At 40.8% G+C, this 20,716-nt stretch carries 17 protein-coding genes and 2 rRNA genes; 5 read left to right on the top strand and 14 right to left on the bottom strand.

Translation table 11 applies throughout. The features are described from left to right. The first annotated feature begins 435 nt into the window (after positions 1 to 435). From ACE1TH_RS20345 to ACE1TH_RS20330, 4 genes are read left to right on the top strand one after another with little or no spacing between them, the layout of a single operon-like run. The gene (locus tag ACE1TH_RS20345) at positions 436 to 1,332 is read left to right on the top strand and encodes an ABC transporter permease (RefSeq protein ID WP_375079833.1); all 897 of its coding nucleotides are present in this window, start codon (positions 436 to 438) and stop codon (positions 1,330 to 1,332) included. 21 nt (positions 1,333 to 1,353) lie between these two features. Next, positions 1,354 to 2,304 carry an ABC transporter permease gene (locus tag ACE1TH_RS20340; protein ID WP_099305847.1) on the top strand — a complete coding sequence of 317 codons (951 nt, stop codon included), beginning with the start codon at positions 1,354 to 1,356 and terminating at the stop codon, positions 2,302 to 2,304. A 30-nt stretch (positions 2,305 to 2,334) separates the two neighbouring features. Further along, positions 2,335 to 3,360 carry an ABC transporter ATP-binding protein gene (locus tag ACE1TH_RS20335; RefSeq protein ID WP_255224318.1) on the top strand — a complete coding sequence of 342 codons (1,026 nt, stop codon included), beginning with the start codon at positions 2,335 to 2,337 and terminating at the stop codon, positions 3,358 to 3,360. Then, positions 3,326 to 4,345: an ABC transporter ATP-binding protein gene (locus ACE1TH_RS20330; protein ID WP_099305851.1), complete on the top strand. Its 1,020-nt coding sequence runs from the start codon at positions 3,326 to 3,328 to the stop codon at positions 4,343 to 4,345. The genes ACE1TH_RS20335 and ACE1TH_RS20330 overlap by 35 nt, the downstream gene beginning before the upstream one ends. Positions 4,346 to 4,381: 36 nt before the next feature. Here the strand turns inward: ACE1TH_RS20330 and ACE1TH_RS20325 are convergent, their stop codons facing one another. The 12 genes from ACE1TH_RS20325 to guaB all read right to left on the bottom strand — a co-directional run bounded on the left by ACE1TH_RS20325 (position 4,382) and on the right by guaB (position 18,609). Beyond that, complete coding sequence (locus tag ACE1TH_RS20325; protein ID WP_375079832.1) at positions 4,382 to 5,104, bottom strand: amino acid ABC transporter ATP-binding protein; 723 nt, start codon at positions 5,102 to 5,104, stop codon at positions 4,382 to 4,384. Beyond that, positions 5,104 to 5,739, bottom strand: a complete 636-nt coding sequence (locus ACE1TH_RS20320) for an amino acid ABC transporter permease (RefSeq protein ID WP_099305855.1) — start codon at positions 5,737 to 5,739, stop codon at positions 5,104 to 5,106. The genes ACE1TH_RS20325 and ACE1TH_RS20320 overlap by 1 nt, the downstream gene beginning before the upstream one ends. 60 nt (positions 5,740 to 5,799) lie before the next feature. Then, positions 5,800 to 6,606: a transporter substrate-binding domain-containing protein gene (locus tag ACE1TH_RS20315; RefSeq protein ID WP_255224315.1), complete on the bottom strand. Its 807-nt coding sequence runs from the start codon at positions 6,604 to 6,606 to the stop codon at positions 5,800 to 5,802. Between the two features lie 210 nt (positions 6,607 to 6,816). Then, positions 6,817 to 8,253, bottom strand: coding sequence for an aldehyde dehydrogenase family protein (locus tag ACE1TH_RS20310; RefSeq protein ID WP_375079831.1), 1,437 nt, complete (start codon positions 8,251 to 8,253; stop codon positions 6,817 to 6,819). Between the two features lie 11 nt (positions 8,254 to 8,264). Beyond that, positions 8,265 to 9,335 (bottom strand): homoserine dehydrogenase, encoded by a 1,071-nt coding sequence (locus tag ACE1TH_RS20305; RefSeq protein WP_375079830.1) that lies wholly within the window; start codon positions 9,333 to 9,335, stop codon positions 8,265 to 8,267. Next, positions 9,332 to 10,525, bottom strand: a complete 1,194-nt coding sequence (locus ACE1TH_RS20300; protein WP_255224314.1) for a M20 metallopeptidase family protein — start codon at positions 10,523 to 10,525, stop codon at positions 9,332 to 9,334. Before ACE1TH_RS20300 ends, ACE1TH_RS20305 begins: the two co-directional genes overlap by 4 nt. A 1-nt stretch (position 10,526) precedes the next feature. Then, complete coding sequence (locus ACE1TH_RS20295; protein WP_099305865.1) at positions 10,527 to 11,726, bottom strand: cystathionine gamma-synthase family protein; 1,200 nt, start codon at positions 11,724 to 11,726, stop codon at positions 10,527 to 10,529. Positions 11,727 to 11,748: 22 nt separating this feature from the next. Then, entirely contained in the window at positions 11,749 to 12,939 is a 1,191-nt protein-coding gene (locus ACE1TH_RS20290; RefSeq protein WP_099305880.1) for a M24 family metallopeptidase, read from the bottom strand. A 186-nt stretch (positions 12,940 to 13,125) separates the two neighbouring features. Beyond that, positions 13,126 to 14,811, bottom strand: a complete 1,686-nt coding sequence (locus tag ACE1TH_RS20285; RefSeq protein WP_375079829.1) for a PucR family transcriptional regulator — start codon at positions 14,809 to 14,811, stop codon at positions 13,126 to 13,128. Between the two features lie 29 nt (positions 14,812 to 14,840). After that, positions 14,841 to 15,623, bottom strand: a complete 783-nt coding sequence (locus ACE1TH_RS20280; protein WP_099305884.1) for a carbon-nitrogen family hydrolase — start codon at positions 15,621 to 15,623, stop codon at positions 14,841 to 14,843. 88 nt (positions 15,624 to 15,711) lie between these two features. Continuing rightward, a complete protein-coding gene (locus tag ACE1TH_RS20275; RefSeq protein ID WP_255224313.1) occupies positions 15,712 to 17,049 on the bottom strand; it encodes a D-alanyl-D-alanine carboxypeptidase family protein in 1,338 nt (445 codons plus the stop codon). A 102-nt stretch (positions 17,050 to 17,151) separates the two neighbouring features. Next, positions 17,152 to 18,609 carry an IMP dehydrogenase gene (gene guaB / locus ACE1TH_RS20270; RefSeq protein WP_375079828.1) on the bottom strand — a complete coding sequence of 486 codons (1,458 nt, stop codon included), beginning with the start codon at positions 18,607 to 18,609 and terminating at the stop codon, positions 17,152 to 17,154. A gap of 127 nt (positions 18,610 to 18,736) precedes the next feature. On the opposite strand from guaB, the gene ACE1TH_RS20265 reads away from it, so the two are divergent. After that, complete coding sequence (locus ACE1TH_RS20265; RefSeq protein WP_375079827.1) at positions 18,737 to 19,669, top strand: YaaC family protein; 933 nt, start codon at positions 18,737 to 18,739, stop codon at positions 19,667 to 19,669. A gap of 685 nt (positions 19,670 to 20,354) precedes the next feature. Here the strand turns inward: ACE1TH_RS20265 and rrf are convergent. Then, a 5S ribosomal RNA gene (rrf, locus tag ACE1TH_RS20260) occupies positions 20,355 to 20,470 on the bottom strand. A gap of 120 nt (positions 20,471 to 20,590) precedes the next feature. Next, positions 20,591 to 20,716: ribosomal RNA gene (locus ACE1TH_RS20255) — 23S ribosomal RNA — on the bottom strand; the annotation flags it as partial.

Below are 20,716 nucleotides of genomic sequence, written 5' to 3'. Positions count from 1 at the left end.
ATGTATCCTCCCTTTGTTACTAGTGTGAGTTTTCTGTAAAACAAGCTAAACTATATAATATATTACACTATTATACAAGAATATCAACAAAATTTTTAAACAATTAAGTAACAAGGTCGTATGTCTAGATTCATAGTTTGAACTATTTTCCATCTTTCATCCTATTTAAAGACTACTAAATAACGAGAAAAGTTCTCAGTTAAATTATCAGAAATGAATCAATTTAACAACTTTTAATCGAAATTTAGCCAAGATTCAAGAAAACTTCCCGACTACGTCGATTCGATTAGTTAAAATCTAAAAATTCCCTTTGAAGTTATGAGACTCTTCCTATAAAATACTATATTAAGATTATAAAATCTCATTGTTTTTCTAATTTGGGCTAGTGTATAATCAGACGATGCGAATAACGCTTAGAAAGAAAGGAAGTTGGACATGTCTCAGGAAACGAAAAGCCAAGTGCAAACTCCAGCAAAACCACAGAGACCTTGGGTACGTAACTGGAAAGCATTTTTAGGTCGGTTATTGTCAAATAAATCTGCAGTTTTTGGTGGATCACTCATTATTATCTTGGCCATTATTGCAATTATCGGACCGCTGTTAGCTCCATACGGAATTGATGAAAAGGATTATGCTGTTCGTCTGCAGGGTCCATCTACTGATTATTGGTTCGGGACAGATCACCATGGTCGTGATGTTTTCTCTAGGATCCTCCACGGGATGAGTATCACGTTTCAAATTGGTTTTGTTTCAGTTGCAATAGCTGGTACAGTTGGAACGATTATTGGAATTGTTTCTGCTTACTATGGTGGATTTATTGATACTGTTATTATGCGTATTATGGATGTGTTAATTGCATTTCCAAGTATTGTTCTTGCTCTAGCAATTGTTGCAACATTAGGACCTGGTATTGATAATATCATTTTAGCAATCTCAGTTAGTGCATTTCCAGTTTTCGCAAAAATCGCACGAGGGTCAACGTTGGCTGTTAAGAAGTTAGAATATATTGACGCTGTTCGTGCACTGGGAGCATCAGACTCTAGAATTATCTTTAAACATATTTTACCGAATACAATGTCACCTTTAATTGTACAAACTACTTTATCCATAGCTACCGGCGTGCTGTCTGCTGCGGGTTTATCCTTTTTAGGCTTAGGATCACCACCGCCATCACCTGAATGGGGCGCGATGCTAAACACGGGTAGAGAGTATATGTTCCAAGCACCACATTTAACGTATGCTCCTGGTTTAGCCATTGTTGTCTTTGTACTTGCATTTAACGTATTTGGTGATGGATTACGCGATGCGCTTGATCCAAAATCAACAAAATAAGCTAAGAAAAGAGGTGTAAGAATGCTTAAATTTATTGTACGTCGGCTAATACAACTAGTACCTGTTTTAATCGGGGTTACGTTACTCGTTTTTTCATTAATGCATTTTATTCCGGGTGATCCAGCACAAGTGCTTGCTGGTGAATCTGCTACACCGCAACAAATCGAAGCGGTAAACGAGCGATTAGGTTTAAATGACCCTTACCCGGTTCAATATTTTCGCTATATGTCTAATCTTGTTCAATTTGACTTAGGGAATTCATTAAGAAGTGGTTTACCTGTATCTGAGATGATTGGGGATCGGATTTGGGTGACCGTCGAATTAGCTTTTTATAGTACCATACTAAGTATTTTCTTAGGCATTATTGCAGGCGTATTAGCTGCTACAAAACATGGTTCATTCCGTGACTCTGCCATTATGGTCGTTGCTTTGTTCGGAATGTCGATGCCAAACTTTTGGCTTGGACTTGTGTTAATTCAATGGTTTGTACTAGGAAATGTACCGTTACTAGGAAACTGGTTAAACTTTGAATGGTTTAGCCCGACCGGTTGGGGCAGCTTCAGCCAAATTGTCTTGCCAGTCTTTATGTTAGGAATTTCCGGTGCAGCGATTATTGCTCGTATGACACGCTCTAGTATGCTCGAGGTTATTCACCAAGATTACATCCGTACAGCACGTGCGAAAGGTGTTAAGGAACGGGTTGTTATTTACCAACATGCTCTAAAAAACGCGTTAATCCCAGTTATTACTGTAACGGGCTTAAGTTTTGGTAGTCTATTAGGTGGAGCGGTGTTAGCAGAAAGCGTGTTTGCGATTAACGGCATGGGGAGAATGATTATTGATGCCATTAGTACTCGTGACTTCCCTGTTATGCAAGGTGGAATCCTTGTCGCGTCCTTATTATTTGTTCTTGTCATGTTCTTAGTAGACATTGCTTATCGTCTTGTAAATAAACGAGTAGAAGCGGAATAATGGAATTTATCGTAGAAAGGTGTGAGATGATTGAGTAAAGATGCTATCCTGCAAATTCGCGATCTTCGTACATCCTTTTTCACTAAACAATTAGAAGTAAAAGCTGTCGATGGCGTTACATTTGATGTTGAAAAAGGAAAAACGATTGGGATTGTCGGAGAATCTGGTTCTGGTAAAAGTATCACTTCTCTATCTATATTAAACTTGCTTTCTCATCCAGGAAAAATTGTTGGGGGCGAGATCCTTTTCAAAGGGGAAGACCTGTCGAAAAAGACACCAGCACAAATGAGAAAGATTCGTGGAAACGAAATTTCAATGATCTTCCAAGAGCCGATGACATCATTGAATCCTACTTTTACAGTTGGTAGACAAATTAGTGAGTCCTTTCAAATTCACGAAGGTTTATCAAAAAAGGATGCTCGAAAACGTTCTATTGAAATGTTAAAGCTAGTTGGTATTCCGTCTCCTGAAAAGCGAATTGACCAATATCCATTTGAACTATCTGGTGGAATGCGTCAACGTGTGATGATCGCAATCGCTCTCGCGTGTCAACCTGAGTTATTAATAGCTGATGAGCCAACAACAGCATTAGATGTAACGATTCAAGCTCAAATCTTAGAATTAATAAGAGAATTACAACGTACGTTAGGCATGTCCGTTATTATGATTACCCATGACCTTGGTGTTGTTGCTGAGACGTGTGACAATGTTGCGGTTATGTATGGTGGACAAGTTGTCGAGTACGCGCCGATTAATGATTTATTTAAGAATCCGAGGCATCCTTACACGGTTGGTTTAATGAATTCATTGCCAAAGCACGATGAAGATGTTGAAGGTGATTTAACCATTATTAAAGGATCTGTGCCAGCACCTGCAGACATGCCAAAAGGCTGTCGTTTTGCTCCACGTTGTCCGTTTGCGAGCGAGATTTGTAAAGAGCTACCTGAATTACAAACTGAAGAAGACGGTAGACAAGTACGTTGTTGGATTTATACAGATCAATGGGATGGTCCGGAGGTGAATGTTCGTGCCGAATACGTTACTAAAAGTAGCTAATTTAAAACAATACTTTCCTATAAAAGGTGGCTTCATAGGTCGTACAGTAAACCATGTTAAAGCGGTTGACGACATTTCATTTGAATTAAATGAAGGCGAAACGGTTTCAATCGTAGGGGAGTCTGGTTGTGGGAAATCCACAACTGGACGTGCCATCCTTCGTCTAGATGAGCCGACTGAAGGCTCTGTTGAATTCCAAGGAGAAGACCTTCTGTCATTAAGTCGGGGAAAAATGCGTAAAAAACGTGATGATATGCAAATTATCTTTCAAGACCCTTATGCATCCATTAATCCGAGACAAACAGTTAGACAAGTGTTATCAGAAGCACTGACGATTCAAAAGGTAGCGCCTGCTAAAGAACATGACGGCATTATTCGTGAACTAATGAAAACTGTTGGTCTTGGTGAGCACCAAATTGATCGGTTTCCACACGAATTTAGTGGTGGTCAGCGTCAACGTGTTGGGATTGCCCGTGCATTAGCCGTTAACCCGAAATTAATTATCTGTGATGAAGCGGTGTCTGCATTAGACGTATCCATTCAAGCACAGGTCATTAACTTGCTAAAGAAGCTACAGCGTGAGCGTAAATTAACGTATTTATTTATCTCGCATGACCTTGGTGTGGTTCGTCACATCTCCGATCGCGTGATTGTGATGTACTTGGGTAAGATCGTGGAAATCGGCGATAAAAAATCGGTTTTTGATAATCCTCAACACCCGTATACAAAAGCATTGCTATCGGCGATTCCAAGTCCTGATCCAAATGTGAAGAAAGAACGTATTATTCTTCAAGGTGACGTACCATCTCCAATTGATCCACCGAATGGCTGTCGTTTCCATACTCGTTGTCCATTTGCGACTGATAAGTGCCGTACGGAAAACCCAGAACTTCGTACAACAGATGATATGAAGGAAGGGCACAGAGGTGCGTGTCACTATATGGAAGAGATTACGGCTGGAAAAATGGAGCCTGCTTATTCATAAGACAAACCAGTTAGCTGCAGCAGCTAACTGGTTTTTTTATAAGACTTTACTTAAGAATGCCTTTGTCCGCTCGTGCTTTGTTTCATCAAATAATTGTTCGGGTGTCCCCTCTTCCACGATCTTGCCTTGATCCATAAAAAACACACGGTCGCCTACTTCTCGGGCAAAACCCATCTCATGCGTAACCACGACCATTGTCATTCCATCAAGGGCAAGGTCTTTCATTACGTTTAATACATCCCCTACAAGTTCTGGGTCAAGAGCGGATGTAGGTTCATCAAATAACATAATCTTTGGATTCATAGACAACGCACGTGCTATTGCTACACGTTGTTTTTGTCCACCAGATAAACTAGCGGGATAGTCGTTGGCTTTATCACTTAAACCAACTTTTTCAAGGAGAGCCATTGATTTTTTTTTAGCTTCTTCTTTATCTAGTTTTTTTATTTTCATTGGCGCGAGCGTAATATTTTCTAGAACTGTTTTATGAGGAAATAAATTAAAGTGCTGGAACACCATTCCGACATCTTGACGAATGCGGTTTAAATCTGTTTTTGGCTCCGCTATATTCACATCTTCAATGTAGACATCTCCTGATGTAATATGCTCGAGACGATTTAAACAACGCAAAAATGTGCTTTTACCTGAGCCAGAAGGGCCAATTACACATACCACTTCTTTTTCATTAATTTTCGTTGAAATTCCCTTTAATACTTCATTTTCTCCAAATGATTTATGCAATTCTTTTACGGTAATCATTAGTGATCAAGTCTCCGTTCTATATACCTTAATAAGATTGAAGCTGGTATCGTAATCGATAGATAAAATAAACAAACTAATAAATATGTATCGAAATAGGAGGCGGAAATCCCTGTATACGTTCGGCTTTGATACATTAAATCGGCGACAGCAATTGTCGACAAAAGTGAAGTATCTTTTAAACTAATAACAAACTGATTTCCAAACGGTGGAATCATGACCTTTACTGCCTGTGGCCAAACAATATGACGCATCGTTTGAGCACTTGTTAGCCCTAGCGAACGCCCTGCTTCCATTTGTCCTCTATCTATTGATTGTACAGCGCCTCTTACAATTTCCGCAATATATGCCCCTGAATTTATCGCAATCACAAAAATTCCTGTGTATAACGGATCAAACCGCATCCCAAAGATTCCAGGTATGCCAAAGTGAATAAAGAAAATTTGTGCGAGCAGTGGTGTTCCTCGAATGATCTCTACAAAAATAACAGCAATTGCTTTTAATAGATGAAATCGAGAAAGCTTCATCAAGCCTACTATGGTTCCAATAAGACTCCCGAGAAATACACCAACAATCGTAATAATAATCGTCAGCTTTAAGCCTTCTACTAAAAATGGAAATGCACCAAAATCCATTTTATGTCTCCTTTCATTAATAGAGTTGCTCATTCATTAAGAACAAGCAACTTCATTCATTTACATGCCTTCTGGTCGTTCGCCAAAGTACTCTTCATAGATGTCTCCATACGTACCGTTTTCCATTAAAGTTGAAAGTGCCTCGTTAACATCTTCTACTAAATCTGATCCTTTTGGAAAAGCAATCCCATACTCTTCCCCTGTTAACATGTCGCCTACAATTTTCATGGAGCCTTCTCCTTGCTGCTGCATAAAGTACTGTACGTTAGGCATGTCATAAAGTGCAGCATCTACATGGCCAGTAAGTAACGCTTGATACGCTTCAGTAATCTCCGGATAAGCATCCGATGCCGCGTCTGTATTTTCCTCAAGATATGTTTGACTGGTTGACGATAATCTCGTTGATACGGTATGAGATTCATTTAAATCATCGATCGACTCAATTGTGTCGTTATCCTCAGCTACTGCTAAAATTAAACCAGATTCGTAGTAAGGGTCTGAGAAATCGATGTTTTCTTTACGCTCCTCTGTGATGGTCATTCCATTAATGGCTGCATCATAAGAACCTTGCTCAATGCCAGAAAGGGCACCAGTGAAATCCATTTGATGAAATACGACTTCAAAGCCTACTTCATCTGCAATAGCTTCCATTAGCTCAATGTCAAAGCCAATTAACTCATTTGTTTCTAAATCAATAAATTCAAACGGGACAAAGTTGTTGTCTGTCGCAACATCGTATGTAACCGTTTCTGAGTCCTGATTGCCTTCCTCCTCAGAAGCCGTGTCTTGACCAGACGTGTCGTCACTGCCACAAGCTACTAAAAGTAAGAACGTTCCTGCGATGGTAAAAGCTAATCGTTTTTTCATAAAATCTCCCCTTTATCTTTCATTTCAGTTAATTTAAATAGTTTAGCATATTCTATTTCTAAAGACAAAAATCATATAGGCCCTTAATCTTGCAAGTACGGTTATATAACGGTTTGAAAGGAGCATGCCTCCCTCATTCGTACATTTTGGATTACGTATCGTTTTCACAAAAAAAGGATTGGAGTGTGTTTCTCCAACCCTTGTTTCTCTTTATGCCAATTTAAAACAAACAACCTTCTCTTCAGTCATTTCGTTAATAGAAAATTTAACCCCTTCTCTACCGATACCAGATTGCTTCGTTCCACCAAATGGCATGGCATCAATTCGAAAATCGGTGCTGTCATTAATCATGACGCCCCCGACATGGAGCTCTTTAATTAATGTAAACGCGCGTTGAAGATCTTTTGTAAATAGACCTGCCTGCAAACCATATTCTGTTTGATTTGCTTTTTCAACCGCTTCATCAAGGTTTGAATACGGATAAAGCAAAACAACGGGGCCAAACACTTCTTCCCTACCAAGATAGCAGTCATCGGGAACATTTTCTAAAACGGTTGGTTCGTAATAAGCCCCGTCTCGGTTCCCACCTGTTAACATAGTTGCACCCGAACGAACCGCATCTTCAACCACAAAAGCAACACGTTTTGCTTCTTTTTCATTAATTAATGGACCCATGTCCGTTGATTCATCAAGCTTAGATCCTAGTCGGTACGCCTTAGCTTCTGCGACGAATAATTCTTTAAATGATCCGTATATCGTTTGGTCGACATAGATGCGCTGCACGCCAATGCAGTTTTGACCGGCAGCCCAAAATGCACCACTTACGCATGCAGGCACCGCTTCTTCTAACGAAGCATCATCTAGAACAATAACAGGTGAATTCGAGCCGAGCTCCATACTTTTCTTTTTTAAACCGGCTTGATTGGCAATTTTTAAGCCCGCTTCCATTCCACCTGTAAAAGAGATCATTCGTACATCAGGATGGGTCATGAGAACCTCTCCTACTTCCGAGCCGACGCCCGTAATGACAGATAAAATGCCTTTAGGCAGTTCCGCATAATCAAATGCCTGCGCTAAAAAGAGTGCGCTAAGTGGAGTAGCTGTAGCTGGTTTGACAACAATTGCATTGCCAGCTGCAATAGCAGGACCAACTTTATGAGCGACTAAATTTAACGGGTCATTAAAAGGCGTTATGGCGCCAATAATCCCAAGCGGTACCCGTTCATAATAGCCAAACCGTCCAACTCCTCCTTGTGACTGATCAAAAGGAATCGTTTCCCCAGTCACTCTTCGGGCTTCTTCTGCAGAGAGACGCAAAGTCTCCACACATCTACCTGCTTCTTTTCGCGCTTCTTTAATCGTTTTGCTACCTTCTTTAGCTATGGTTCGGGCAAAGGCCTCTTTATGTGTAGCTACATAGTCAGCTGCTTTATTTAGCATTTCCATTCGTTTGTAGACTGGTAACGCAGCAGACTCTTTTGCGCCTTTCTTTGCTAATTCAATCGCATCAGCCATATCGTTACGTGATGCTCTTGGAACGACTGCAATTAGATCATCGTCTTCAGGGTTACGAACTTCTAGCACTTGTTCTCGTTCTACCCATTCACCGGCAACATACATTTTCTGTCGTTTTAAATCCAATTTCATAGGAATACCTCCTAATTCACCATTGTGATAGTGGCTTGCTTTTGAACATGCAGGTGACAATAAATTAAATCAATCATTAACGCAAAACCAGTTTCGCTTTTCCCTGCGCCAGCTCCTGTTAACGTAATCTCACCTGACATATTGCACGTATACGTCACGGCATTCGTTGCGCCGCCAATACTTGCTAAAGGATGATCCATGGCAACTTCGACCGGTTTGACAGATGCACGAACATCTCCATTTGGAAGCTCTTCCACCGTGCCAAGCATTTTCCAACATCGTTGATTCGCTTTAGCTGCAACGATTGCTTCACGAGACAATGTATTTAATCCTTTACGCTCGACCTGATCCACAGTGATGGATTTACCCATAATCGCATTGGCTAAGATGACGACTTTATACATGGCATCATAACCCTCTACATCACTCGTTGGGTCTGCCTCTGCATATCCTTTTTCTTGTGCTTCTGCTAAAGCGGCTTCGTATGATTTTCCCGCTTCCATTTGTGTAATCATATAATTGGTAGTTCCGTTTAAAATCCCACTAATTTTTGTGATCTCGTTGCCAATCAATGTTGCTTTTGGAAGTCGTAATGCTGGTGTCCCACTCATTACTGTTCCTTCATATCCTAGAAAAACGCTGTTTTCTTTTGCCAATTGCTCCAGTTCTTTTAATGCGAGCGCAATTGGGCCTTTATTCGTCATAACAACACTTTTCTTATGTTCAAAAGCGGTTTTACAATGGGTAATTGCCGGTTCTCCCGTTTTAACATTTGTATAGGTAGCTTCCACCACAACGTCTGCGTTGCTTTCGATAATTGTTTCAATCGCATCAAGTCCTCGCACCAAATCATTAGAACCTGGGTACGTATCTAAAGAACCTGTTTCTTCTAGCGTTTCGAGAACAAGCGCCAAATTAAGACCATTCGGATCGTAAATTGACCCCTTTTTAAAATCAGAAATGGCCACGACGATTGGATCAAATCCTACTTCTTCCTTTGCTTTCTCGCTGTTATGAATCAAGTGATCGACTAGACCTTGACCGACAACCCCAAATCCTAGTAACGCTAACTTAAGCTTCACATCTCATTCCCCCTGTTTAAAGCAGCGATTGCCGCAGCAGCCATCATACTGGCTCCTTTTTGTAAACATGATTCATCAATTTGAAAAAGTGGTGTATGCAAATCAAACTGCCCATGTGCTGGTTGGCAGCCTAAGAAAAACATTGCTGCTTTCGTTTTTTCAGCCGTATAAGCGAAATCTTCACTTCCCATTCCAAAGGGTGCATCAATGATCGTATCGTCTGGATAGAGCTGCATCGCTGTTTGCACGACAAGATCAACCACATCATGATCATTCAAAAGTGGTGGTTCCCCTGGTTCAATCATGCAAGAACCTTCTCCACCAAAGACATTAGCAAGGCTAAATGTATTCTTAATTTCCTTAAGTAAATAGGCTCGCGTCGAAGCAGTATAGCAGCGCAACGTTCCTTCTACATAGACTTCAGAAGGAATGACATTATTGGCAGCTCCGCCTTGTATAATCCCTATGCTTAAAACAGCTGATTCCAATGGCGATACGAGCCTTCCTTGCAGGCTATAAAGCGCCGGTAGTACTTGGGAGAGTAACCAAACTGGGTCTTTCCCTAAATGAGGGTACGCTCCATGCCCACCTGTTCCTTTAATGGTGCCTTTAAATACGTCCAAGCTTCCCATTGAAGGTCCTTTATGAACTTGGATCGCATCAGGTGTCAGCCACGGACACATATGGAGAGCGAGCGCCAGATCGACCTCATCGTATACGCCCTCTTCGATCAAGTACGTGCCACCTGACTTGTTATACTCGTCAGTCGCTTCCTCTGCTGGTTGGAAAACAAAACGAACGGTGCCAAGTATCGATTCATTTTTAAATTGCTCTGAAAGCAGTGTAGCTGCACCTAGAAGAATGGCTGTATGTGCATCGTGTCCACATGCGTGCATCACACCTGGATGTTGACTTGAAAAGGAGACATTTGCCTCCTCTTCAATAGGTAATGCGTCCATATCAGCACGTAAAGCAATTGTTGGTCCTGTTCCCTTTGATAATGTTCCAATTACGCCGTATCCATGTGTAGATTGGCGAACCTCCATCCCTGGTATTTGTTCAAGTTGTTTTTTTACAAAAGCGGACGTCTCTTTTTCTTGAAAACTACGTTCAGGATATTGGTGGAGGTGGCGCCGCCATTTAATGATCGTTTCTTCTATCTCTTGCGCTCGTTTTTTTATTGCCTCCATCTTACACGCCTACTTTAGCAGCCTCGAATGCTTGCTTGAAATCATTTATAATATCCTCTGCATCTTCAATTCCACACGAAACTCGAATAAGTCCTTCGGGAATGCCCATTGCAGCACGCTCTTCAGGTGTACATTCAACGTGGCTTGTTGTTCTTGCAGGTCCTACCGTTGTCTCGACAGCTCCTAAATTCGCAGCACGATTCGCATACTGTAACTTTGGCAAAAGATGGCGGACTGTATCGACTCCTCCTGCAACGGCAAAACTCAGCATGCCGCCAAAGCCAGACATTTGTTCTTTCGCAATGGCGTGATTCGGATGATCTTCAAGCCCCGGATAAAAGACTTGCTCCACGCCTTCTACCTTTTTAAGAAACGTTGCTAGCTTCATCGCATTCTCGGCTTGGCGTTTTACCCGCAGGTCGAGTGTTTTCATGCCACGCAAGAGTAAATAAGCAGCCCATGGGTCCATTGTCGCCCCATTAATCTCACGGTAATGATAAATCGCTTCTACTAATGAACCATCATAGCCAACAACAACGCCTCCTAACGCATCAGCATGACCGCCTAAGAACTTCGTGGCGCTGTGAATAACGAGGTCTGCACCGAGCTTTAATGGATTTTGATTAACAGGAGTCGCAAATGTATTATCGACAATGACTAGCGCTCCTGCCTCATGACCGGCTTCTGCACACTTTTTGATATCGGTAATTTTCACTGTTGGATTGGTTGGCGTTTCTAGATATAAGATCTTACATCCTTTTGCTGTTTCCTCTAAGATTTGCTCATGGTTCCCTGTTTCGCAGAACTGAACCTCTACATTCATATTTGGCAAAAATTCAGTAAAAATTTTATTCGTGCCCCCGTACGTATCTTTAATCGTTACGACACGATCCCCAGGACGGAGAAACGTATAAAGTGAATTTGAAATCGCAGCCATACCAGTAGAGAAACTCGTTGCTGCGTTCGCTCCCTCTAATACCTTCACTTTATCTTCAAATGCTTGAACCGTTGGATTCGTATTACGTCCATAAATATGACCTTTCTTTCGACCAATCGCCACTTCATACCACTCATCCATATCATCGTAGCCAAACGCTACACTCGGAATGACGGGTACTTGTGTGGCTCCGTGCACTAAATAGTCTTTCTCGCCAGCCCATACGGCTTTCGTTGCTAACTTTGCTTCATTCATCTCTGTCATGTGATTCATCCCCTATCTTTGTTTACGATGCTGAATGGATTGATGTGTTTGATAACAATTGTCTTGGAAAATTACATAAAAGCTCGCAACTATCTTTTGTTACGCGTATTGATTCGCTTATTTCTACGCCAAAGTCTTCATACCACATGCCGGGAATGACGTGGAAAGCCATGTTTTCTCGTATGATCGTTTGATCCCCTTTTCGTAAGCTTGCTGTATGCTCACCCCAGTCAGGTGGATAATTTAAACCTGTTGAATAGCCTAGTCGTGATTTTTTATTTAACCCGTAACGATTAATCGTTTTTTGCCATACTGCTTCCACTTGCTCACATGTTACACCTGGCTTAATGAAGCCCATCACTTCATTTAACCCTTCCACCACGATGTCTGCTACGTCCGAAACCCGTTGTTGCGGCTTCCCGATTGTAATCGTCCTTGCTAACGGAGCGTGATAGCGCTGATGACAGCCTGCAAGTTCAATGATAACCGTTTCTTCATTTGGGTAGCGTTGATCGTTCCACGTGATGTGAGGCGCGCTTGTTTTAATGCCTGCAGGTAAGAGTGGTACAATCGCTGGGTAGTCACCTCCACTTTCTTCAGTTCCTGAAATCTGCGCATGATAAATATCTGCGACCACATCGCATTCTCTTGCACCAGCTTGAATGGCATTCATACCTGCATACATCGCTTTAGAAGCAATTTTTCCTGCCTGCTTCATGTAATGAATCTCTTGTTCAGATTTAATAATTCTGACCCAATTGACTAAATTCGTTGCATCAACAAACGACGCATTCGGTAACGCCAATTTTAAACGATGATGGGCTTGAGCCGTGTAATAGTACGTATCCATTTCAACCCCGATTGCACGATTTGACTGACCGATATCAGCAAGAACTTTACCGATAAAATCCATTGGATGTTGTTCTTCTGACTGCACGTAGTAATCAGGATACGAAATAATCCGCTCATGCATTAACCATGTTGTCTGTTTTGCTACATTGGCATCCATACTTCGACCAAGCCAAATCGGCTGCTCTTCATCAATTAAGATGACTAACATTTGATGAACATAAAAGGACCAACCGTTAAATCCGGATAGATAATTCATATTTGCTGGATCTGTTATTAATAAGACGTCAACTCCTTGCTGCGCCATTTTCTTTTTCGTATTCGCAATCCGAGCTTGAAACTCCTCTAATGTAAATGGAAACATGATCGCTTTGCCTCCTTAAATATCCAAATGATTCTATATGAACATTATATAAAGACAGCTTTCAAAACGTAATGTAAAAAATGTATGAAAATTAGGTTAATTTATTAGACAGTTTGAAATGCACATTCATTTTTCCTTATTTGACAAGGGGTTTGAACGTTAACGGATCTAACAAACGAAAAACACCTACGAGTGAGGTGTTTCCATGTTTTCACTAATTTGATAAGTTCGAATGCTTAAATCAAGTAAAAATAAGTTATCAGGATTTGCTAAGGATAGACCGGTAATCGATTCAATTTTTCGTAAGCGATACAAGAGGGACTGTCGATGCAGATGTAAAACTCTAGCCGTTTGCGAAACTTTATTTTGGTTTCGCTGATAGGCAATAAAGGTGCCAATCAAATCAATCTCTCTTAAAGTAGAGTAGTCAATAAGAGGGGTGACATATCCTTCAATTAAAGCTTTTAATTCATCAACCTCGCCAATCTTATGAAGAACTCGATCAATTTTTGTATCAGAGTAATAAATGCGACTCCCTTTACCTAATCGGCCAAACCCCAATAAAAGCGCTTGTTTTGCTTCTTTGTAACGCTCTTCAAACTCGGAAGGTTCGATTACGGCATCACCTATTGCCCACGTAAGTTCAACATCAGGTAACAAGTGATCAAGCCTTCGATACAACAAATCTAAAAAGCTATTTACGGTTGCTTTATAGTCGTCTGCGGAAACTTCAAGGAAGATGATTATCTGTCCTTCTAAGAAGGTTGACATGCACGCTCGCTCAATCGTAGACCCAGCAAAATAAATTTCTTCTTCAATATAATGAACCATACTATGAAGCCATTCGTCAAAGGTAACCGATTGGTTTCCTTCTCGAAAGAGCGCTTCAAAATTGTGAGGAGCCCCGACAATGGCAAGGTACGTCAGGTTTAAATTATACCCCATCGCTTGAGCCTTTGTTTTCAACAGTTTTGTCTGCATCCCATTCGCAAGATCAGCAACAAAATTATCTCGAATCCTTGCCTCTGCCTCCTGGACAGCGTTTTCTTGCAAAAACCAGAAAGCGGCGGCAGTTACCGTATGTTCCAAAATGATTAAAAATCCTTGCTCATCCACCTGGTCTTGTTTTTCCAATGGCTTTGTAAACAAATAACCCTGTATATAATTATTTGTTTGAATAATCGGTAGCACATAAATGGTTCCTTGTTCTAAGCAAACTTCTTGCAGCTTGCTTTCTAAAGGATGATGTTCACTTATATAATCAAATGATTTTATATTTTTTAATGCGACTCGCACGTGATTCTCAAAAATGGCTGTACTAAGGTTGCTTTTCCCTTTTATGACGCCTAGATGATCCGTGATTACGAGAGGCACAGATACACAATCTGACACATGACTAATAATTGTTGAAAGCCGCTCACCTGCAAGCGTTAACGTTAAGAGCTCTTGTTGAATACGTTGGGTAAAACGAATACCCGCTTGCTTTTGATCCATTAGGCGTGCCGTCACAGCTTGCGTTAAATCAGCAAAGCGAATTTCCCATGGGAGAAAAATAATTGGGAGCTGGTGTTCTTCTGCCAAAGCCTTAGCGTCTTCATATAGTTCAAAAATATAGCGTCCAGTCGCTATAGCCAATGCAGCTGCTTCAGACTTGATGACATCAGATACAAATTCAAAAAATTGCTTAGGATCATGCCCGTACCCAATGCCTGTCGTTAGAACAAGCTCATGTTTGCGTATGAAATTTTCAACGGGTGCCTCTGTAATGGACACCCACTCCACTTGTTTATCCGCAATATAACGCGATGCTGTTTTTACGGTTGCAGGTTTCATAATCTCGAGCTTCATAATTTCTTCTAAGTTCAACATCATTTTGCACCCCATCGTCTATTCTGCTGCATTTACTCATATAATTCTGGTCTTCGATTCTTCAAAGAAGGTACGTCCTCTCGTATACGGTACACATCCTCTCGCTTTAGTTGCGCAGTTATCGTCGCTTCAGACCCTTGAGCTTCTGATAGAATATCTCCTCGAGGATCAATAATAACGGAGTGACCACCATATTCTGTTTGATCATCTCCACCAACTCGATTAATTCCAACTACATACACTTGGTTTTCAATCGCTCTTGCTTGAAGTAGATTCAGCCAAACCGACGTCCTTGCTTTTGGCCAAGCGGCAGGTACGACTAACACCTCTGCACCTTGAAGTGTTAACATTCTTGCTAACTCTGGAAAGCGCAAATCATAGCACACAATTAACCCAAAGTTTATGTTATCTAAGGTAAATGTATGAGGTGCGTGATCCCCCTGCTGAAAATAAATTGGTTCATCAAGCATCGGAACAAGATGCGTTTTATCATATTTATGAACGAGCGCCCCTTTTTTATTAAAGATATGGGCTGTATTATAATATTTATTTTCTCTATTTGTTACAATTGATCCTCCAAAAATATGAAGATTATGTTGTTTTGCTTTTTCTGCAAAAATCGCATTTGTCTCTTCAGCCTCATCAGCAATCCGTTTAAGGTCTTGAAACGCATAGCCAGACGACCATAACTCTGGTAAAAATACACTGTTGATTTGCTTATCTTGACCTACTTTATCAATCCATGTTGTCACGTTTTCTCTATTCTTTTTTACATCTCCCAATAACACATCTTGTTGAAAAATAGAAATATTCATTTTAGATCAGCTCCCTTATGCTCATTGTGTACCCGAATTGCAAAAAAAGAAGCAGAGGTCCAACCCCTTGCTTCTTTCACTCACGCTATTAATTAAACCAGCCCGTTACCGTATCTGTAATGCTTGTCCACATACCAGAGAAAAAGGAACCGATTCCTCTCATTGACATCGTAAACCAGCCAGCTTCTTCGATATCTTCTGTCGCAACAAGAGCTACGCCACTTGATTGTGTTCCTTGAATGTACTCAGTTGGATCATCAAAGTTTACTTTCAATGTTCCAACCCGCTCACCTGCAGTAATCGGTGCAACGAGTTCCCCATCTTCATTCATACGGTCTTCATCAATTGCTACTTCTAATGAATATCCTTGCTCTGCATTTTGTGGAGTCGAGATCTTCAAGTTTTCAGAAGTTACAACTGGCACCTCTGTCTCTTTTCCACCATTAACAGAAATCATATTGTCCTCAGGTTCTTGGCCTTCTTCTACAACTGTAATTTCTTCAAAATTGTCAAACCCATGGTCAAACAACTTTTCTGTTTCATCAAAACGTTCAGTCCGAACTTGGGGATTTCCTGCATTCATGACAACCGTTATTAAACGCGTTCCATCTTGTAAAGCTGTTCCTGTAAAACTGTTTCCCGCAGCATCTGTCGTACCTGTTTTTAAACCATCCGCACCTTCATATTCATGGCTCATTCCTGGCAACATTTGATTCCAGTTCGGCATATTAACTGTTTCATCTGGTCCAGCCTGAAATTCAGCAAACGGGACGCTTGCCGTTTCTAATACTTCAGGGTAATCGTTTAGAAGGTGATAAGCCAATTGGGCAACAGAGCGAGCGGACATAGTAGTCTCTGCATCAGCTGGAGTACCCTCTGGGTGAAATCCATCTAAGCTAGAATTGTTTAAGCCACTTGAATTAACAAAATCATACTGATCTAAGCCTAATTCTCCTGCCTTTTCATTCATTTGTTCAACAAACGCTGTTTCCGATCCAGCGATATGAGCAGCAAGTGCCATCGTTGAAGCATTCGCTGAATAAATAGCCATGGATTCGTATAATTCTTCGACTGTATAGTCATAATCAGATCGTAGCGGTACGTTAGATAGTCCACTTTGATGTGATAAAGGGTAGAGATGATCTTCAATTGCTACCGTATCATCCCAGGCAATTTGTCCTTCTTCAATCGCTTCAAATAATAAGTACTCTGTCATCATCTTTGTCATACTTGCAATCGCTAATTGTTCATCTATGTTATCTTCATAAAGGATTTGCCCTGTATCTCCATTAATCATAATCGCTGCTGATGCATCAATATTAACTGTATTCGCATCTGCTTGTTGATAAGGTAATGTTACTAGAGCTAAAATTAACGTGAACAAGACCGATACTTTTGCCCACTTCGCTCGGTTATTTCTTTTCAAAATTACACCTCCACTATTTCTACACATGTCCCCTATTGTATCATGTGAACATCCAAAAAAATAGATAGGGAAGTCCCTATCTATTCGTCAAAAGTTTGTCAATTATAATGAATAATTTGGCGCTTCTTTTGTAATTTGTACATCATGTGGATGACTCTCTTTCAAACCTGCTCCTGTAATACGAATAAACTGCCCTTCATCTCTAAGGTTTTCTAGTGAAGCTGTACCACAGTATCCCATACCAGCACGAATTCCACCAACAAGCTGATGAACCGTATCGGCTAAAGGTCCTTTATATGACGTACGTCCCTCAATTCCTTCTGGAACTAGCTTTTGATTGTTTTCTTGGAAGTAACGATCTTTACTCCCCTTCTCCATCGCTCCTAGTGAGCCCATACCACGATAAACTTTATACTGACGTCCTTGATAGATCTCTGTCTCGCCAGGACTTTCAGAAACGCCTGCAAGCAAGCTACCTAGCATAACAGCATGTCCGCCTGCAGCTAGTGCTTTCGTAATATCGCCAGAGTATTTAATCCCACCATCAGCAATAATTGGCACGCCATGTTTTCTCGCTTCAGTTGCACAATCATAGACCGCTGTAATTTGAGGTACTCCAATTCCTGCTACTACGCGTGTCGTACAAATCGACCCTGGACCAATCCCAACTTTTACTACACTAACACCAGCTTCTATTAGCGCTCTTGTTCCTGAGGCTGTAGCTACGTTTCCAGCGATAATCGTAAGGTCAGGGTATTTAGATCTTACATCGGCTACTTTGTTTAACACGCCTTGTGAATGACCGTGTGCAGTATCAATAACAATAGCATCAGCACCAGCTTTTACAACTGCTTCAATTCTTACGTCTGCATCTGCAGAAACGCCTATTGCAGCCCCTACTAAAAGGCGCCCTTGCTTGTCTTTTGCAGAATTAGGGAATTCAATTACTTTTTCAATATCTTTAATAGTAATTAACCCTTTTAATACACCTTCGTTATCAACGAGTGGGAGCTTTTCAATCTTGTACTTCTGCAGAATTTTCTCTGCTTCTTCTAGTGTTGTTCCAACAGATGCTGTGACTAAACCTTCTTTTGTCATCACATCATCAATTTTTATTGAATAATCTTCAATAAAGCGTAAATCACGATTTGTTAAAATTCCTACTAGATGCTGTTCGTCATTCACAATCGGTACACCCGAAATACGATATTTACCCATTAAATGCTCTGCGTCAAACACTTGGCGATCAGGTGTTAAGAAGAAAGGATCCGTAATGACGCCACTCTCTGAACGCTTTACTTTATCAATTTGCTCCGCTTGCTCTTCAATGGACATATTCTTATGAATAATTCCCATTCCGCCTTCACGTGCAATCGCAATGGCCATTTCAGATTCAGTTACTGTATCCATACCTGCACTTAGAATAGGTATATTTAGCTTTACATGTTCACTAAGCTTTGTTGCTACTGAAACATCTCTTGGAAGAATTTCAGATTTAGCTGGTAAAAGTAAAACATCGTCAAACGTTAAGCCTTCTTTTTGAAATTTGTCATCCCACATCGTGTTTGTCCCCCTTAAAAAAGCCAGAAAATATTATTAGTAGCTTATCAACTGGGCAAACTACTGTCAAGACAAGGGTTTAAGTAGCACTTTTCTGAATTCATTGTACATAAGGATGGTTGACCGTATGAACGATTTTACATTTTTTGAATCAGCAAGTTTTACCAAGAATTTATTACAGAAACATTACTTAACGCTAGAAACAAAAGAACAAGCCTCATCAAAAAGTTATATGAACTCCTATCGGTTTATGTATCACATTCAACATGGACAACTTTACTATCAACAAGCTAAATTAGCTCCGGTTGCTATTAAACCTATGCTACTCTTTTACGGACTGTCTCAACTTTTAAAAGCGTGTATTTTAAAATATGACCCAGACTACCCATCTAAGTCATCTGTGTTGTCCCATGGCGTATCAACACGGAAGCGCAAAAAACAAGGCTACTCTTTTTTAGCAGATGAAGTAAAAGTACAGCGGGATGGGTTATTTCCTCATTTCATGATAAAAATGTTTCACATGAAACCAAATCAATATTCTGACAAATATTCGATGTCTCTTCTTTTTAAGCAACTTCCCGGATTAAAGGACGCCTTTGACTCGTTGCTGTCAGAATACCCTTTTTTCTCAGGTAAAATAACTAATCAAATCATCGCATTCCCTGGTGCCCTGTTAGATTCCTATCACATGACCGCTGAACGATTTGCGGAATATTTAGTAGCCCAAGGAGTGTCTCATAAAATAAACGTTGTAGAGAGCAAGGATACTCTTTCTATTCACAACGTCGTTTCAACAGCCAATGACGTTAATCCGCTTTTTCATTTTAACGATCGTGTCTTCATTCACGCTCAAAAAGATGATTATCTTAAACTGCCCGACTTAATGGTTTACTACTTAGTACTATATAATTTAAGTATGATTTGTCGCTATGAAACCGAATGGTGGGGAGAGAGACTCCATACATTGGATTGTGACGAAATGCCATTTATTAAGCACTTCTTAGAGATCGTTGAACAAGACAGTCAAGGAGCTCTGTTAAGAAAATTAATGCACAGCTAACTTAGCATTTTTGTAGTTATTTGCAGTTGCTACAATCGTTTCAAACACTCTTCGTTCTTAGGACTGTTTTAAGGCTAACTAATTGTCGACCTAACATGCTTCTACTTCTTTTTATATTGACCTATATATAAAGCTGCTTTCTTAACAACGTCCTACGGCTCCGTCATGATTTCCTACGGGGATGTTTCGCACGAAGCAGTTTCAAGGTTGTCTTCCATGTAGGTTTACGAAATTCACGACTTCGTCTCACAGGGGGAGCATGATGCCGCTTCTTCGATGATCATTCGTGGTGGTTTTGGATTGATGCCTTATTCGATCTTGGTACGTTCTTTTTACATTCGCTTCTTCGAAGCGCAGCTCTTTTGCGTCTCTCTATACAAAAAAAAGACACCTATTCAGGTGTCTTTCTGCTTGCCTGGCAACGTCCTTTGGCTCCGTCATGATTTTCTACGGGGTCGGTTCGCACGAAGCGATTTCAAGGTTGCGATTCCATGTAGCCTTACGACATTCATAACTCCGTCTCACAGGGCGGCACGATGTCTTTCCTTGATGTTTATTCATGATGGATTTGGATTCGTGCTTTGTTCAATCTGAGTGCTTGCTTCTTCATTTCGCTTCTTCGAAGCGCAGCTCTTTTGCGCCTCTCTATACAAAAAAAGACACCTTTTCAGGTGTCTCTCTGCTTGCCTGGCAACGTCCTACTCTCACAGGGGGAAGCCCCCAACTACCATCGGCGCAAAAGAGCTTAACGACCGTGTTCGGCATGGGAACGGGTGTGACCTCTTTGCTATTGCCACCAGACTATGTTGACGTTCGATCAACGGCGAATCTCTTCGTCTTGTTTCTCGTTGTCAAAGGTAAAAGAATCAACGATTCTTTCAAAACTAAATCTAGAAATCAAACTCACGTCAAGAAAAAATTTAGGATAAGCCCTCGACCGATTAGTATCAGTCCGCTCCATGTGTCGCCACACTTCCACTTCTGACCTATCAACCTCATCATCTCTAAGGGGTCTTACTGGCTTACGCCATGGGAAATCTCATCTTG

It is taken from the genome of Shouchella sp. JSM 1781072 (assembly GCF_041949915.1).
Taxonomy (GTDB): Bacteria; Bacillota; Bacilli; order Bacillales; family Bacillaceae_D; genus Shouchella.
The sequence above is the reverse complement of the archived record's forward strand: the minus strand, read 5'-3'. Positions and strand labels throughout refer to the sequence as shown.

Bases quoted from the DNA above. Each gene is read 5' to 3' on its own strand.
- ACE1TH_RS20345 (WP_375079833.1), top strand. From the start codon at position 436: ATGTCTCAGGAAACGAAAAGCCAAGTGCAAACTCCAGCAAAACCACAG.
- ACE1TH_RS20290 (WP_099305880.1), bottom strand. From the start codon at position 12,939: ATGTTTCCATTTACATTAGAGGAGTTTCAAGCTCGGATTGCGAATACG.
- ACE1TH_RS20330 (WP_099305851.1), top strand. From the start codon at position 3,326: ATGTTCGTGCCGAATACGTTACTAAAAGTAGCTAATTTAAAACAATAC.
- guaB (WP_375079828.1), bottom strand. From the start codon at position 18,609: ATGTGGGATGACAAATTTCAAAAAGAAGGCTTAACGTTTGACGATGTT.
- ACE1TH_RS20300 (WP_255224314.1), bottom strand. From the start codon at position 10,525: ATGGAGGCAATAAAAAAACGAGCGCAAGAGATAGAAGAAACGATCATT.
- ACE1TH_RS20340 (WP_099305847.1), top strand. From the start codon at position 1,354: ATGCTTAAATTTATTGTACGTCGGCTAATACAACTAGTACCTGTTTTA.
- ACE1TH_RS20320 (WP_099305855.1), bottom strand. From the start codon at position 5,739: ATGGATTTTGGTGCATTTCCATTTTTAGTAGAAGGCTTAAAGCTGACG.
- ACE1TH_RS20310 (WP_375079831.1), bottom strand. From the start codon at position 8,253: ATGAAATTGGATTTAAAACGACAGAAAATGTATGTTGCCGGTGAATGG.
- ACE1TH_RS20285 (WP_375079829.1), bottom strand. From the start codon at position 14,811: ATGATGTTGAACTTAGAAGAAATTATGAAGCTCGAGATTATGAAACCT.
- ACE1TH_RS20325 (WP_375079832.1), bottom strand. From the start codon at position 5,104: ATGATTACCGTAAAAGAATTGCATAAATCATTTGGAGAAAATGAAGTA.
- ACE1TH_RS20295 (WP_099305865.1), bottom strand. From the start codon at position 11,726: ATGACAGAGATGAATGAAGCAAAGTTAGCAACGAAAGCCGTATGGGCT.
- ACE1TH_RS20280 (WP_099305884.1), bottom strand. From the start codon at position 15,623: ATGAATATTTCTATTTTTCAACAAGATGTGTTATTGGGAGATGTAAAA.
- ACE1TH_RS20265 (WP_375079827.1), top strand. From the start codon at position 18,737: ATGAACGATTTTACATTTTTTGAATCAGCAAGTTTTACCAAGAATTTA.
- ACE1TH_RS20315 (WP_255224315.1), bottom strand. From the start codon at position 6,606: ATGAAAAAACGATTAGCTTTTACCATCGCAGGAACGTTCTTACTTTTA.